General features: G+C 69.3%; 19 protein-coding genes. 1 reads left to right on the top strand and 18 read right to left on the bottom strand.

Annotated features, from left to right (window positions below):
- The 11 genes from rpsC to JCO01S_RS01195 form a co-directional block, all read right to left on the bottom strand.
- Positions 1–831 (bottom strand): 30S ribosomal protein S3, encoded by an 831-nt coding sequence (gene rpsC, locus JCO01S_RS01245; protein ID WP_068249665.1) that lies wholly within the window; start codon positions 829–831, stop codon positions 1–3.
- Positions 831–1,241 (bottom strand): 50S ribosomal protein L22, encoded by a 411-nt coding sequence (gene rplV, locus JCO01S_RS01240; protein ID WP_084342530.1) that lies wholly within the window; start codon positions 1,239–1,241, stop codon positions 831–833. The genes rpsC and rplV overlap by 1 nt, the downstream gene beginning before the upstream one ends.
- Positions 1,241–1,522, bottom strand: coding sequence for a 30S ribosomal protein S19 (gene rpsS / locus JCO01S_RS01235; RefSeq protein ID WP_068249663.1), 282 nt, complete (start codon positions 1,520–1,522; stop codon positions 1,241–1,243). Before rpsS ends, rplV begins: the two co-directional genes overlap by 1 nt.
- An 18-nt stretch (positions 1,523–1,540) precedes the next feature.
- A complete protein-coding gene (rplB, locus tag JCO01S_RS01230; protein ID WP_068249661.1) occupies positions 1,541–2,377 on the bottom strand; it encodes a 50S ribosomal protein L2 in 837 nt (278 codons plus the stop codon).
- Positions 2,378–2,400: 23 nt separating this feature from the next.
- Positions 2,401–2,706, bottom strand: coding sequence for a 50S ribosomal protein L23 (gene rplW, locus JCO01S_RS01225; protein ID WP_068249659.1), 306 nt, complete (start codon positions 2,704–2,706; stop codon positions 2,401–2,403).
- Positions 2,703–3,353: a 50S ribosomal protein L4 gene (gene rplD / locus JCO01S_RS01220; protein WP_068249658.1), complete on the bottom strand. Its 651-nt coding sequence runs from the start codon at positions 3,351–3,353 to the stop codon at positions 2,703–2,705. Before rplD ends, rplW begins: the two co-directional genes overlap by 4 nt.
- 1 nt (position 3,354) lies before the next feature.
- Positions 3,355–4,011, bottom strand: a complete 657-nt coding sequence (rplC, locus tag JCO01S_RS01215) for a 50S ribosomal protein L3 (RefSeq protein WP_068249656.1) — start codon at positions 4,009–4,011, stop codon at positions 3,355–3,357.
- A gap of 8 nt (positions 4,012–4,019) precedes the next feature.
- The gene (rpsJ, locus tag JCO01S_RS01210; RefSeq protein ID WP_068249654.1) at positions 4,020–4,328 is read right to left on the bottom strand and encodes a 30S ribosomal protein S10; all 309 of its coding nucleotides are present in this window, start codon (positions 4,326–4,328) and stop codon (positions 4,020–4,022) included.
- A gap of 324 nt (positions 4,329–4,652) precedes the next feature.
- Entirely contained in the window at positions 4,653–5,750 is a 1,098-nt protein-coding gene (locus JCO01S_RS01205) for a YihY/virulence factor BrkB family protein (protein WP_068249653.1), read from the bottom strand.
- Positions 5,751–5,876: 126 nt separating this feature from the next.
- Positions 5,877–6,251, bottom strand: a complete 375-nt coding sequence (locus JCO01S_RS01200) for a hypothetical protein (protein WP_068249651.1) — start codon at positions 6,249–6,251, stop codon at positions 5,877–5,879.
- A 309-nt stretch (positions 6,252–6,560) separates the two neighbouring features.
- Entirely contained in the window at positions 6,561–7,073 is a 513-nt protein-coding gene (locus JCO01S_RS01195; RefSeq protein ID WP_068249649.1) for a LuxR C-terminal-related transcriptional regulator, read from the bottom strand.
- 76 nt (positions 7,074–7,149) lie between these two features.
- Between JCO01S_RS01195 and JCO01S_RS01190 the strand changes: the two genes are divergently transcribed.
- Positions 7,150–7,815, top strand: coding sequence for a helix-turn-helix transcriptional regulator (locus tag JCO01S_RS01190; protein ID WP_157074430.1), 666 nt, complete (start codon positions 7,150–7,152; stop codon positions 7,813–7,815).
- Positions 7,816–7,893: 78 nt separating this feature from the next.
- Here the strand turns inward: JCO01S_RS01190 and tuf are convergent, their stop codons facing one another.
- From tuf to JCO01S_RS01155, 7 genes are all read right to left on the bottom strand, one after another.
- Positions 7,894–9,087, bottom strand: a complete 1,194-nt coding sequence (tuf, locus tag JCO01S_RS01185; RefSeq protein WP_068249645.1) for an elongation factor Tu — start codon at positions 9,085–9,087, stop codon at positions 7,894–7,896.
- A 111-nt stretch (positions 9,088–9,198) separates the two neighbouring features.
- Positions 9,199–11,316 (bottom strand): elongation factor G, encoded by a 2,118-nt coding sequence (gene fusA / locus JCO01S_RS01180; RefSeq protein WP_068249643.1) that lies wholly within the window; start codon positions 11,314–11,316, stop codon positions 9,199–9,201.
- A gap of 97 nt (positions 11,317–11,413) precedes the next feature.
- Positions 11,414–11,884, bottom strand: a complete 471-nt coding sequence (gene rpsG / locus JCO01S_RS01175) for a 30S ribosomal protein S7 (protein WP_068249642.1) — start codon at positions 11,882–11,884, stop codon at positions 11,414–11,416.
- Positions 11,884–12,258, bottom strand: coding sequence for a 30S ribosomal protein S12 (rpsL, locus tag JCO01S_RS01170; RefSeq protein ID WP_068249640.1), 375 nt, complete (start codon positions 12,256–12,258; stop codon positions 11,884–11,886). The genes rpsG and rpsL overlap by 1 nt, the downstream gene beginning before the upstream one ends.
- 292 nt (positions 12,259–12,550) lie before the next feature.
- A complete protein-coding gene (locus JCO01S_RS01165) occupies positions 12,551–13,078 on the bottom strand; it encodes a GNAT family N-acetyltransferase (RefSeq protein WP_068249637.1) in 528 nt (175 codons plus the stop codon).
- Positions 13,079–13,360, bottom strand: coding sequence for a hypothetical protein (locus JCO01S_RS01160; protein ID WP_157074429.1), 282 nt, complete (start codon positions 13,358–13,360; stop codon positions 13,079–13,081).
- A gap of 95 nt (positions 13,361–13,455) precedes the next feature.
- Complete coding sequence (locus JCO01S_RS01155) at positions 13,456–13,731, bottom strand: HU family DNA-binding protein (RefSeq protein ID WP_068249633.1); 276 nt, start codon at positions 13,729–13,731, stop codon at positions 13,456–13,458.
- Positions 13,732–13,910 lie beyond the last annotated feature (179 nt).

Here is a 13,910-nt window from a genome sequence, read left to right as displayed (position 1 = left end):
TCAGGACTCTCCCTCGGTCTTGGCCGGCGCCTCGGCGGCGGGGGTCTCCGCAGCAGGGGCCTCGGCCTTCTTGGCCGGGGCCGCGTTGCGGTCGCCACCACCGCGGCGGGCGCGGGCGGGACGGTCGTCGCGGTCGCGACGCGGGCCACGACCACGCGGAGCGGCGGACGCCTGCTGCGCCGCGAACTCCTTCTCGGTCATGTCGCCCTTGTAGATCCAGACCTTGACGCCGATGCGCCCGAAGGTCGTGCGGGCCTCGTAGAAGCCGTAGTCGATGTTCGCGCGAAGGGTGTGCAGCGGCACCCGACCCTCACGGTAGAACTCGGAACGGGACATCTCGGCGCCGCCGAGACGACCGGAGCACTGGATCCGGATGCCCTTGGCGCCGGCACGCAGCGAGGACTGCAGGCCCTTGCGCATGGCGCGACGGAAGGTGACGCGGGCAGCCAGCTGCTCGGCGATCCCCTGGGCGACGAGCTGGGCCTCGATCTCGGGGTTCTTGACCTCGAGGATGTTCAGCTGGACCTGCTTGCCGGTGAGCTTCTCGAGCTCACCGCGGATGCGGTCCGCCTCGGCGCCGCGGCGGCCGATGACGATGCCCGGACGAGCGGTGTGGATGTCCACCCGCACGCGGTCCCGGGTGCGCTCGATCTCGACGCGGGCGATGCCGGCGCGCTCCATCCCCGTGGACAGGAGCTTGCGGATCGCCACGTCCTCCTTCACGTAGTCCCGGTAGCGCTGACCCTTCTTGTTGGAGTCGGCGAACCAGCGGCTCTTGTGGTCGACGGTGACGCCCAGCCGGAAGCCGTGCGGGTTGATCTTCTGACCCATCAGCGGGTCCCTCCCTTCGCGGCCTTCGCAGGCTTGGTCGTCACGTGGATGGTGATGTGGCTGGTGCGCTTGTTGATCCGGCCGGCGCGGCCCTGGGCCCGCGGACGGAAGCGCTTCATGGTCGGTCCTTCGTCGACGTAGGCGGCAGCGACGACCAGGTTGCGCTCGTCGAAGGGCTCACCCAGCTCGTCGGACTTCACGCGCAGGTTCGCGATGGCGCTCTGCAGGACCTTCAGGGTCTGCTCGGAGGCGCCCTGCGGTGCGAACTGCAGCGTGGCGATCGCGGTCTGGGTGTCCTTGCCGCGAATGAGGTCGACCACTCGGCGCGCCTTCATCGGCGCGATCCGGGTGTGGCGCGCGGACGCCTGGGCGACCAGGGCCTCCTGCTCGGTGGTGTCGTTGGCGGCCATCAGCGACGACGTCCCTTCTTGTCATCCTTCACGTGACCGCGGAAGGAGCGGGTCGGTGCGAACTCGCCGAGCTTGTGGCCGACCATCGCCTCGGTGACGAACACCGGGACGTGCTTGCGGCCGTCGTGGACGGCGAAGGTGTGGCCGAGCATGTCCGGGCTGACGACCGAACGGCGCGACCAGGTCTTGATGACGTTCTTCGTGCCCGCTTCGTTCTGGGCGTCCACCTTCTTCTGGAGGTGGTCGTCGATGAAGGGGCCCTTCTTCAGGCTACGAGGCATGTTCCTTCTTCGCTCCTATCAGCGCTTCTTGCCGGTACGGCGGCGACGGACGATGAGCTTGTCGCTCGCCTTCCCGGGACGCCGGGTGCGGCCCTCGGGGGTACCCCAGGGCGAGACGGGGTGGCGGCCACCGGAGGTCCGGCCCTCGCCACCACCGTGCGGGTGGTCCACCGGGTTCATCACGACACCGCGGACGGTGGGGCGCTTGCCCTTCCACCGCATGCGGCCGGCCTTGCCCCAGCTGATGTTGATCTGCTCGGAGTTGCCGACCTCACCGATGGTGGCGCGGCACCGGGCGTCGACCCGACGGACCTCGCCGGAGGGCATGCGCAGCGTGGCGTAGGGGCCCTCCTTCGCGAGGAGCTGGATGCTCGCCCCGGCGGAGCGGGCCATCTTGGCCCCGCCCCCGGGACGCAGCTCCACGGCGTGGACCGTGGTGCCGTTCGGGATGTTGCGCAGCGCGAGGTTGTTCCCGACCTTGATGTCGGCCGAAGGGCCGTTCTCGATCCAAGCGCCCTGGTTCAGCTTGCTCGGGGCCAGGATGTAACGCTTCTCGCCGTCGGCGTAGTGCAGCAGCGCGATGCGTGCGGTGCGGTTCGGGTCGTACTCGATGTGCGCGACCTTGGCCGGGACACCGTCCTTGTCGTGGCGACGGAAGTCGATGACGCGGTAGGCGCGCTTGTGACCGCCGCCGATGTGGCGGGTGGTGATGCGGCCCGAGGTGTTGCGACCGCCGGACTTGCTCAGCGGGCGGACCAGCGACTTCTCCGGCGAGTCACGGGTGATCTCGACGAAGTCGGCGACGGAGCTGCCGCGGCGACCGGGAGTGGTCGGCTTGTACTTGCGGATGGCCATGTGCTTCTTCCTTGTCCTCTCCGTCAGCCCTGGCCGCCGAAGATGTCGATCGTGCCCTCGCGGAGAGTGACGATCGCACGCTTGACGTCCTTGCGCTTGCCGGTGCCGAACCGGGTCCGCCGGGCCTTGCCGGGGCGGTTCATGGTGTGCACGGAGTCGACCTTGACGTCGAAGATCTGCTCGACGGCGATCTTGATCTGGGTCTTGTTGGCCCGCGGGTCGACGATGAACGTGTACTTGCCGTCGTCGAGGAGCCCGTAGGACTTCTCGGAGACGACCGGACGGATCAGGATGTCGCGCGGGTCGGTCAGCTGCGATGCGGTGCTCACTTGCCGGCCTCCTCGGTCTTGTTCGCGCGGCCGGCGAGGAAGGCCTCGAGGGCCGCCTGGGTGAAGACGATGTCGTCGGCGCAGAGCACGTCGTAGGTGTTGAGCTGGTCGGCGAAGAGGACGTGGACCTCGGTGAGGTTGCGCACCGACTTCCACGCGGTCTCGTTGCCGCGCTCGAGCACCACGAGGTGGTTGGCGCGCTCGCTCAGGCCGGAGAGCACGGAGAGGACCGCCTTGGTGGAGGGGGTCTCCCCCGCGACCAGGTCGCTGAGCACGTGCACGCGCCCGTGACGGGCCCGGTCCGAGAGGGCACCGCGCAGCGCGGCGGCCTTCATCTTCTTCGGGGTCCGCTTGGAGTAGTCCCGCGGGACCGGGCCGTGGACGGTGCCACCGCCGGCCCACTGGGGCGAGCGGACCGAGCCGTGGCGGGCCCGGCCGGTGCCCTTCTGGCGCCAGGGCTTGCGGCCACCGCCGCGGACCTCGCCGCGGGTCTTGGTCTTGTGGGTGCCCTGCCGTGCGGCGGCGAGCTGCGCCACGACGACCTGGTGGATCAGCGGGACGTTGACCTGGACGTCGAAGACCTCACCGGGCAGCTCGACGGTGCCGGCGGACCCACCCTGCGGGCTGATGATGTCGATGGTCGGCACGTCAGGCTCCCTTCACGGCGTTGCGGACGAGGACGATCCCGCCGCGCGGGCCGGGGACGGCGCCCTGGACGAGCAGCAGCCCCTTCTCGGCGTCGACGGCGTGGATCTTCAGGTTCTGGGTGGTCTGGCGCACGCCGCCCATGCGGCCGGCCATGCGCATCCCCTTGAAGACGCGGCCCGGGGTGGCGCAGCCACCGATGGCGCCGGGCTTGCGGTGGTTGCGGTGCGCACCGTGGGAGGCGCCAACACCGGCGAACCCGTGGCGCTTCATGACGCCGGCGAAGCCCTTGCCCTTCGTGGTGCCGGTGACGTCGATGCTCTGTCCGGCCTCGAACAGCTCGGCGGTCACCTCCTGACCCACGGTGTACTCGGAGGCGTCCGAGGTGCGCAGCTCGACCAGGTGGCGGCGCGGGGTCACGCCGGCCTTGGCGAAGTGACCGCTCGCCGGCTGGTTGACCTTGCGCGGGTCGATGCCGCCGAAGGCGATCTGGACGGCCTCGTAGCCGTCGGTCTCGAGGGTGCGGACCTGGGTGACGACGCACGGGCCGGCCTGGACGACGGTGACGGGGACGAGGCGGCTGTCCTCGTCCCACACCTGCGTCATGCCGAGCTTCTCGCCGAGCACGCCCTTCACGGTCTTGGTGGTGGTAGTAGTCATCGTCAGCCTCAGAGCTTGATCTCGATGTTGACGTCAGCCGGCAGGTCGAGGCGCATCAGCGAGTCGACGGCCTTGGGCGTCGGGTCGACGATGTCGATGAGTCGCTTGTGGGTGCGCATCTCGAAGTGCTCGCGGCTGTCCTTGTACTTGTGCGGCGAACGGATGACGCAGAACACGTTCTTCTCCGTCGGCAGCGGCACCGGGCCCACCACCGTCGCGCCGGCACGGGTCACGGTGTCGACGATCTTTCGCGCCGAGTTGTCGATGACCTCGTGGTCATACGACTTCAACCGGATGCGGATCTTCTGTCCCGCCATCTGTGCTTCCGTCTCTCTCTCGCCTGCTTTGCCTGGTCTGTGGGCCGATCGGACCTCCGACCCACGCGGTCGGGTGTGTCGCACTCGACCCGCGCCACGACGACGTGCCCGAAGGCAGATCGTGCGTCTGGTCCTCGATCCGTCGGCCGGATCGCGCTCTCCTCCGGTGTGTCGCCCCACGCCGAAGCGCGGTTCGATGCGTTCTCACCGGGAGACGGCGACTCCGGGACCGTGGCAATGGCCGGTCACGGCGTCGCCGTCAACAAGCAACCTGAACAGTGTGCCAGAGCCCGCTGGAGCAATCCAAATCGAGCAGGGAGTGCCCTAGTCCTGCTCCTGCGGGGCCGCCTCCGCCGTGGAGAGCCCCTGCTCCTGCAGGCCCTTGATCCGTAGCGTACGCGCCTCCTCCTCGGCGGCGGCCTCCGCCTCGGCCGCGGCGTCGGAGGTCGTGGTGTCACGCACCGGGACCAGTCGGCCGGACTCGGCGGCCATCCCGCCCTGGAGACGGCGGGAGCGCTCCAGCTCGGCGTCGAACTCGGCCCCGAAGAGGAGCACGTTGTTCAGGATCCACAGCCACAGCAGGACCACGACGACGCCGGCCAGGGAGCCGTAGGTCTTGTTGTAGGAGCCGAAGTTGCTCACGTAGAAGCCGAAGCCGACGGAGGCCACGACCGCCACGACGAGCGCCACGGCCGCACCGGGGCTCAGCCAGCGGAAGGGCCGGCGCACGTTCGGGGTGGCGAAGTAGAGCAGCCCGATCATGAAGATGACGAGCAGCAGGATGACCGGCCACTTCGCGAGGTTCCACGCCGTGACGGCGGCCTCCCCCAGCCCGATCGTCTCGCCGATCGCGCGGGCGAGACCGCCGCTGACCGCGACCGCGAGGATGATGACTGCGGCCAGGACGAGCAGGACCAAGGTCACGAGGACCTGCATCGGGCGACGCTTGAGGAAGCCCCTGCCCTCGGCGACCCCGTAGATCTGGTTCAGCGCCCGCCCGAAGGCCCCGACGTATCCCGAGGCCGACCACAGGGCACCGCCGAGACCGGCGATCAGGCCGATGCCGGCGGCCGGGGAGTTGACCATCTGGTCCAGCGGGCCGGAGAGGGTCTCCACGGCCTTGCCCTGCCCGAGCTGCTCGAGGACATCCAGGACCGTCTGCTTGGTCTCCTCGGGTTCGCCGACGAGCCCGAGGATGGAGACCAGCGCCAGCAGGGCCGGGAAGATCGAGAGCACCGAGAAGTAGGTCAGTGCGGCCGCGAGGTCGGTGCACCCGTCGCGGCCGAACTCCCTGGCCGCACCCTTCCCGGCGAAGACCCAGCCGCGCGGCTTCAGCCGGTGCAGCGGCGCCGGCTCCAGGCCACCGTTCCCGTCGGAGCCATCGGGGCCGGTCTGGGTCTCGGCGCTCTCGGTAGATGCCATGGGGACGTCATCCTCGTCTCGGGTACGGGGGTCGGCCCCACCCTATGGCGAAGGGGGCGGCCACGCCCTTCGTACACGCGAGAGGCCCGGTGCCGATCGGCACCGGGCGCCTCGGAGTCGGGGCGATCAGCCCAGGCCGCAGATGGCCACGGACAGGCCGGCCACCGAGATGATGGTGTAGCCCTGCGTCGCAGACGCGCCCGCGATCGTCAGGGTGACCCGCTGCAGGGCGGAGACTCTCGCCAGTCCGCGGGGGAAGACCTGGACGTCCATGCTCTCGCCCGGCCCGAGGTCCTCGGTCAGCTCCCCCTGGTTGGCGGTGTTGAAGATGACGTTCGCGTTGACATTGAGGGAGTTCAGGTCGCCGACGGCGACACCGGCCAGGCCACCACGGTCCACGGTGAACGTGGTCCCCGCCGGGACGCTGCAGGTGTCATCAGGGTTCGTGATCGTGAAGTAGAGCTGCTTGGTGCTCAGCAGCGGTGGGCAGCTGACCGTCACCCGCAGGGTGCCCGCCGGGCAGGCGGTCGTGGAGGCGGCCAGGGCCGGGGCGACGGCCGCGACCGAGACGGCCGGGAGTGCCCAGGCGGCACCCTTGGCGATGGTGCGGCGGGAGGGGGCGGGGTGGTGGCGTCCTTGCTCACGTGGCGTTTCCTTCTGCGGACAGGCGCGGTGTCCTGCGCCGTGCCTGGATGCAGCGGCGCTGGCTGGAGACCCCTCTCCCCAGGCGCTCTAGCAACCCCCTGTCAGGCCGCTGTGCAGAACCCTACGGTCTGCTGGGAGTTCACTGACCGGATGCCACAAGAAGGACTAGGGCAGCAGTCCGTGGGCCCGCAGGGCGTGCCGCAGCCCCTCTCTCGTACCGGCGTCGGCGGTGGCCACCCACTCCCGGACGTTCGCGATGTGTGCCTTGAGGGTGCGTTCGCTGATGCCGAGGTCGGCCGCCACCTCACGACGGGTCCGATCCGCACCGGTGACGAGGTAGGCACGAACCACCTCGTGCTCCCGGGCGGTCAACCGGGTTCCGGCCACGTGGGGCGCCTCAGGGGTGCTGTGGCCACCGCGGACCCGGCGGACCGTCGCCACGAGCTCGCCCGGCCGGCACAACGCCGAGAGGTACGCACTCGCCCCCGCCGAGCGCAGGGCGGTCACGCGGGGCGCCGACAGCGTCCCGCCCCACACCACGGTCTCCCGCCCCGCGGCCCGTCGCCGCTGGAGCACACGGATCAGGTCGGGGGCCGCCGCCCCGGCCACGAGGAGGTCCGGCGGCAGCGGGTCGGCCACCACGTCGGCGGGCTCGCTGCGCGCCCCGAGTGCGACCACGAGCGCATCGGCGTGCAGACGTCACCGCGACCACACGGCGACCGGGGGCGCAGCAGGCATGTCACCATTGTCGCGCATGAGAGCTCCCGTCCCTCGCCTCGACGTGGTGCACACGTCCCCCGTCGTGACCTCCGCGCTGCGCCGCGAGCTGGCACGTCGGGCACCCCGGCTGCGGCTGGACACCGTCGTGCACTCCTGGGACGACTTCCGCTCCGAGTGGGACTTCGCCGGTGACGTCGTCCTCCTCGACCCGTTCATCGTGGACCACGTCCCCCTCCCCCTGAAGATCCGGGCCCTGCGCCGGCTGGGATCGCGGGTGGTGGTCCTCGGGCCGGGGCGGGACACCCCCTTCGCCCGCCGGTGCGGAGCGGAGGGGGCCATCGCCTGGGTGGGGCCCGACCACGGACTGGCCGGATGTGCGGAGCTGATCCTCGACGCGAGCCGGGGCACCGCCCCGGCCGGCACCGACATCGCGTGCGCACCGGCACCCACCGCGCGGCTCACGGACCGGGAGCTGCAGGTGCTGGGCCTCTACGTGATGCCCGGCGGGTACTCCCCCGCCTTCCTGGCCCGCCTGCTCCGGCTGCGCACCACCACGGTGCGCAGCCACCTGGAGCGGGGTCGCGCCCGCTACCGGGCTGCGGGGGTGCCCACCCGTGGACGGGCAGCGCTGCGGGCCGCCATGGTCGCGGACGGCTGGGTGCCCGAGGAGACCCTGACGGAGGCCGCCGCCCCTGCCTGAGCGGACAGGCGAAGGGCCCGCCTCCCCGAGTGGGGAAGACGGGCCCTTCGCGGCTGCTGACCAGTGGTCAGCCGCAGATCACTTGATGATCTTGGTGACCTTGCCGGCACCGACGGTGCGGCCGCCCTCGCGGATGTTGAAGCTCAGGCCCTCCTCCATGGCGATCGGCTGGATCAGCTCGACCGACATCTCGGTGTTGTCACCGGGCATGACCATCTCGGTGCCCTCGGGCAGGCTCACGACACCGGTGACGTCCGTGGTCCGGAAGTAGAACTGCGGACGGTAGGAGTCGTAGAACGGCGTGTGACGGCCGCCCTCCTCCTTGGAGAGGATGTAGACCTGACCCTCGAACTGGGTGTGCGGGGTGATCGAGCCCGGCTTGCAGACGACCTGCCCGCGCTCGACGTCCTCACGCTTGGTACCACGCAGGAGCAGACCGACGTTCTCACCGGCCTGGCCCTCGTCGAGGAGCTTGCGGAACATCTCGATGCCCGTGACCGTGGTGGTCTGCTTCTCCTCGCGGATGCCGACGATCTCGACCTCCTCGTTGACCTTGAGGACGCCGCGGTCGATGCGGCCGGTGACGACGGTGCCACGACCGGTGATCGTGAAGACGTCCTCGACCGGCATCATGAACGGCTTGTCCAGGTCGCGGTCCGGGGTCGGGACGTACTCGTCGACCCTGTCCATCAGCTCCATGATGGAGTTGGCCCACTTCTCGTCGCCCTCGAGGGCCTTGAGCGCGGAGACCTTGATGACCGGGGCGTCGTCGCCCGGGAACTCGTAGGAGGACAGCAGCTCGCGGACCTCCATCTCGACGAGCTCGAGGATCTCCTCGTCGTCGACCATGTCGCACTTGTTCAGCGCCACGACGATGTAGGGGACGCCGACCTGGCGGGCCAGGAGGACGTGCTCCTTCGTCTGCGGCATCGGGCCGTCGGTCGCCGCGACCACGAGGATCGCGCCGTCCATCTGGGCGGCACCGGTGATCATGTTCTTGACGTAGTCAGCGTGCCCGGGAGCGTCGACGTGGGCGTAGTGACGCTTTTCGGTCTGGTACTCCTGGTGGGACACGTTGATCGTGATCCCGCGCTGCTTCTCCTCGGGCGCGTTGTCGATCGTGTCGAACGCCGCGACCTGGTTCAGGTCCGGGAGCTTGTCCGCGAGCACCTTGGAGATGGCAGCCGTCAGCGTCGTCTTCCCGTGGTCGATGTGACCGATGGTTCCGATGTTGACGTGCGGCTTGCTCCGCTCGAACTTTGCCTTCGCCACTTGCTTGTCCTCCTCAGGACTTCTTCTTGGTTACGCCTTGGCCCGGGCAGGGTGGCGTGGATTTGCTGGTGTGTGTCGAGTCTGCGTGGTGGAACGGGGTAATGCTACCCGTCACTCACCACGGGTCTTCGCGATGATCTCCTCGGCGACCGACTTGGGCACCTCGGCGTAGGAGTCGAACTCCATGGTGAAGTTCGCGCGGCCCTGGGTCTTGGACCGCAGGTCACCGACGTAGCCGAACATCTCCGAGAGGGGGACGAGTCCGGTGACGACCTTGGCGCCGCTCACGTCCTCCATCCCCTGGACCTGGCCACGACGGGCGTTGATGTCACCGATGACCTCACCCATGAACTCCTCAGGGGTGCGGACCTCGACGGCCATCATGGGCTCCATCAGGACCGGGCTCGCCTTGCGCGCGGCCTCCTTGAAGGCCATCGAGCCGGCGATCTTGAACGCCATCTCCGAGGAGTCGACGTCGTGGAACTGGCCGTCCAGGAGGACGGCCTTGACCCCGACGACCGGGTAGCCGGCGAGGATGCCGTACTGCATGGCGTCCTGGATGCCCGCGTCGACGCTGGGGATGTACTCCTTCGGGATGCGGCCACCGGTGACCTTGTTCTCGAACTCGTACAGCTCGCCGCCCTCCTGGGTGTCGAGCGGCTCGAAGGTGATCTGCACCTTCGCGAACTGGCCGGAGCCACCGGTCTGCTTCTTGTGGGTGAAGTCGTACTTCTCGACCGTCTTGCGGATGGTCTCGCGGTAGGCGACCTGCGGCTTGCCGATGTTCGCCTCGACCTTGAACTCACGCTTCATCCGGTCGACGAAGACGTCCAGGTGCAGCTCACCCATGCCGGCGATGATCGTCTGGCCCGTCTCCTCGTCGAAGCTGACCTGGAAGGTGGGGTCCTCCTGGACCAACCGCTGGATGGCCGTGGAGAGCTTCTCCTGGTCACCCTTGGTCTTCGGCTCGATGGCCACCTGGATGACCGGCTCGGGGAAGCTCATCGACTCCAGGACGACCTGGTCCTGGATGTCGGTGAGGGTGTCACCGGTGGTGGTGTCCTTCAGCCCGACGACCGCGTAGATGTGCCCGGCCATGGCCTCCTCGACCGGGTTCTCCTTGTTCGCGTGCATCTGGAAGAGCTTGCCGATGCGCTCCCTCTTGCCCCGGGTGGAGTTCACGACCTGGGTGCCGGAGGTCAGCTTGCCCGAGTAGACCCGGATGAAGGTCAGCGTGCCGAAGAAGGGGTGCGCGGCGATCTTGAACGCCAGGGCCGAGAAGGGCTCCTTGGTGCTCGGCTTCCGGTAGACGACCTCGTCCTCGCGACCGGGCGCGTGGCCCTCCATGGCGGCGACGTCGAGCGGGCTCGGCAGGTAGTCGCGCACCGCGTCGAGGATCGGCTGGACACCGCGGTTCTTGAAGGCGGAGCCGCAGAAGACCGGGTAGAGCTCGGAGTTCACCGTCAGCTTCCGGATGCCGGCCTTGAGCTCCTCGATGCTCAGCTCCTCGCCACCGAGGTACTTCTCCATGAGGCCGTCGTCGGACTCGGCGACCCGCTCGACGAGCTGCTCGCGGTACTCCTCTGCCCTGGCCTGCAGGTCCTCGGGGATCTCGCGGGTCTCGTACTGCGCACCCAGGCTGACGTCACCCTTGGCATCCCCCGGCCACACGAGCGCCTTCATGCTCAGCAGGTCGATGACACCGATGAAGTCGTTCTCGGCGCCGATCGGCAGCTGCATGACCAGCGGCTCCGCGCCGAGGCGGTCCTTGATCGTCTGCACGGTGAAGTAGAAGTCGGCACCGAGCTTGTCCATCTTGTTCACGAAGGCGACGCGCGGCACGTCGTACTTGTCGGCCTGGCGCCACACGGTCTCGGACTGGGGCTCGACGCCCTCCTTGCCGTCGAAGACGGCCACCGCGCCGTCGAGCACGCGCAGCGAGCGCTCGACCTCGACCGTGAAGTCGACGTGGCCGGGCGTGTCGATGATGTTGATCTGGGTGTCGTCCCAGAAAGAGGTGACCGCGGCGGAGGTGATCGTGATGCCGCGCTCCTTCTCCTGCTCCATCCAGTCGGTCGTGGAGGCGCCGTCGTGCGTCTCGCCCAGCTTGTGGTTCACGCCGGTGTAGAAAAGGATGCGCTCAGTCGTCGTCGTCTTGCCGGCGTCGATGTGCGCCATGATGCCGATGTTGCGGACCTTGGTGAGGTCCGTCAGGACGTCCTGTGCCACTGAAAAATTCTCATCTCGCTCGTTGCGGTCTTGGGGTGCCCCCGTCTCCGGAGGCGGTTCGGTCGGGGCCGGCCATGGTCGGCCCCGACCGTCGCTGTCACCAGCGGTAGTGCGCGAAGGCCTTGTTCGACTCGGCCATCTTGTGGGTGTCCTCGCGACGCTTCACCGCGGCCCCGAGGCCGTTGCTCGCGTCGAGGATCTCGTTCATGAGGCGCTCGGTCATCGTCTTCTCGCGACGCTGCCGGGCGTAGCCGACGAGCCAGCGCAGCGAGAGCGTCGTCGCGCGGCCGGGCTTGACCTCGATCGGGACCTGGTAGGTCGCACCACCGACGCGGCGGGACTTGACCTCCAGGGACGGCTTGACGTTGTCCAGTGCGCGCTTGAGCGTCTGCACCGGGTCGGTGCCGGTCTTCTCGCGGCAGCCCTCGAGGGCGTCGTAGACGATGGACTCGGCGATGGACTTCTTGCCCTCGATGAGGATCTTGTTGACCAGCTGCGTCACCAGCGGGGACTGGTAGACGGGGTCGATGACGAGAGGGCGCTTCGGAGCGGGACCCTTGCGAGGCATTACTTCTTCTCCTTCTTGGCGCCGTAGCGGCTGCGAGCCTGCTGGCGGCCCCGGACACCCTGGGTGTCGAGGGAGCCGCGCACGATCTTGTAGCGGACGCCGGGAAGGTCCTTCACTCGGCCACCGCGCACGAGCACGATGGAGTGCTCCTGCAGGTTGTGGCCGACGCCCGGGATGTAGGCCGTGACCTCGATGCCCGAGGTCAGCCGCACACGGGCGACCTTGCGCAGGGCGGAGTTCGGCTTCTTGGGGGTGGTCGTGTACACGCGGGTGCACACGCCGCGGCGCTGCGGAGAGCCCTTGAGGGCAGGGGTGGCGACCTTCGTCGTCTTGTCCTGCCGGCCCTTGCGCACCAGCTGGTTGATGGTAGGCAACCTGATCTCCGTACGTGTGGTGATGTTGTCAGCGGCCGACCGGGTCCTCCCGGACGGTCCTCCTTGGATGCCGCCGCGGCCCTCCGACATCGGACGACCTGCGGTCGGTGCTCTCCCCTGCACTCCCTTCCGGGCCCTCCTCGGGTCCCGGCCGGGCGCCCGGCGAGAGGGGGCGGAGAGCCGACCCGGCCCTCCTTCGTGCGCGCCACGGCACAGCCGTACCACGCACGCTGGTCCACGATACCGGGGCGGGGCGGAGCCCCACAAATCGATGGCGGAGGGGCGGCCGCCCTCAGGCGAGGCGCTCGAAGGCGGCGGCGTACCGGAAGGGCCCGGCCATCTCGGCCCGCCAGGCCCGCAGCGGCAGCACCTGGAAGGCCTCCTCCCACGGTCCCGGTGAGCCGATGCCGTGCGCGGAGGCCGGCACGAAGCCGAAGAAGCCGTAGTACTCCGGGTCGCCCAGCAGCGCGATGAGCGACTCGGCGTCGCGGTCGGCGCTGGCCACGACGGCCATGAGCAGCGCCGCGCCGATCCCCTGGCGCTGCAGCTGCGGGGTGACCGCGATCGGCCCCAACCCCACGGCCGGATGCGTCCCCACGCTCCCCCGGCTGCACACGACGTGCCCGACCACGTGCCCGTCCAGCTCGGCGACGAAGGTCAGCCCGGGCAGCACGTCGCCGTCCTCGCGCAGGGCGGCCGTCAGCTCACGCTCGAGCGAGCGCTCCCGCTCCTGCGGGATGCCGAAGGCCGCGTCGTGCAGCAGTCCGGTGGGCTCGGCGTCGGCCGGGCCCTCGGGGCGGATGATGAGGTCCTCGCGCATTCAGTACCTGTCCGTGATCCATTCGCTGTTGCCCGTGACGAAGGCGAAGAGGAAGAAGGCGGCCACGGCGAGCAGCACCACCGAGATGATCGCCGCGTCGCTGCGGGAGCGACGGGCGAACATCGCCACCGCGCCACCTGCGAGCACGAGGGCCAGCAGCTTGCTGATGCCGCCCGGCTTCAGCAGCAGCGCCACGGCCCCGACGGCGAGCAGCCCGCCGAGCACCCACCTGCCGATCGTGGCGCGCAGCCCCATGGGCCGGCCCTGCTCCTCTCGCCGCATGCGCACATCCTGCCGCAGAGCCGCCTCCGCCACGCGCGAAGGGGGCCGGCCACCGATGTGGTGGCAGGCCCCCTTCGTCACGCGGCGGTCGGGACTCAGCCCTTGGCGGCGTTCTTCAGCGCGCTGCCGGCGGTGAGCTTCGCGGCGTACCCACCGGGGATGACCATCTCCTCGCCGGTCTGCGGGTTGCGACCCTTGCGCTCGGAGCGCTCGACGCGCTCGAGGCTGAAGAAGCCGGGAACCGTGACCTTCTCGCCCTTCGCGACGTTCGCCGAGAGGACCGCCTGCAGGGCAGTGATGACGTCGGACGCCGTGGACGCGGTGACGTCGGCCTCCTTGGCGACGGCGCTGGCGAGCTCGGACTTGTTCATGGGGTTCTCCATCTGTCGTGGTTCGTCTCTTTCAACAACAGACAATCAACCACGAAGTGGGGCCCCGAGTCGACACGAGGCACGGCGTGTTTCCCTTGATTTTCCGGCCTTCTGCACCCTCTTTGCCCCACCACGGCGAAGGGGGCCACGCCGCGAGCTCGCGGCGTGGCCCCCTTCGG

The sequence above is a fragment of the Janibacter corallicola NBRC 107790 genome, assembly GCF_001570965.1.
Taxonomy (GTDB): domain Bacteria; phylum Actinomycetota; class Actinomycetes; order Actinomycetales; family Dermatophilaceae; genus Janibacter; species Janibacter corallicola.
Note: the sequence above shows the minus strand (reverse complement) of the source record. Positions and strands in the feature narration are given on the sequence as shown.

Bases quoted from the DNA above. Each gene is read 5' to 3' on its own strand.
- JCO01S_RS01160 (WP_157074429.1), bottom strand. From the start codon at position 13,360: ATGCGGCGAGAGGAGCAGGGCCGGCCCATGGGGCTGCGCGCCACGATC.
- rplB (WP_068249661.1), bottom strand. From the start codon at position 2,377: ATGGCCATCCGCAAGTACAAGCCGACCACTCCCGGTCGCCGCGGCAGC.
- JCO01S_RS01190 (WP_157074430.1), top strand. From the start codon at position 7,150: ATGAGAGCTCCCGTCCCTCGCCTCGACGTGGTGCACACGTCCCCCGTC.
- rpsS (WP_068249663.1), bottom strand. From the start codon at position 1,522: ATGCCTCGTAGCCTGAAGAAGGGCCCCTTCATCGACGACCACCTCCAG.
- rpsG (WP_068249642.1), bottom strand. From the start codon at position 11,884: ATGCCTCGCAAGGGTCCCGCTCCGAAGCGCCCTCTCGTCATCGACCCC.
- JCO01S_RS01165 (WP_068249637.1), bottom strand. From the start codon at position 13,078: ATGCGCGAGGACCTCATCATCCGCCCCGAGGGCCCGGCCGACGCCGAG.
- JCO01S_RS01155 (WP_068249633.1), bottom strand. From the start codon at position 13,731: ATGAACAAGTCCGAGCTCGCCAGCGCCGTCGCCAAGGAGGCCGACGTC.
- rplC (WP_068249656.1), bottom strand. From the start codon at position 4,011: ATGACTACTACCACCACCAAGACCGTGAAGGGCGTGCTCGGCGAGAAG.
- rpsJ (WP_068249654.1), bottom strand. From the start codon at position 4,328: ATGGCGGGACAGAAGATCCGCATCCGGTTGAAGTCGTATGACCACGAG.
- rplV (WP_084342530.1), bottom strand. From the start codon at position 1,241: ATGGCCGCCAACGACACCACCGAGCAGGAGGCCCTGGTCGCCCAGGCG.
- JCO01S_RS01205 (WP_068249653.1), bottom strand. From the start codon at position 5,750: ATGGCATCTACCGAGAGCGCCGAGACCCAGACCGGCCCCGATGGCTCC.
- rpsC (WP_068249665.1), bottom strand. From the start codon at position 831: ATGGGTCAGAAGATCAACCCGCACGGCTTCCGGCTGGGCGTCACCGTC.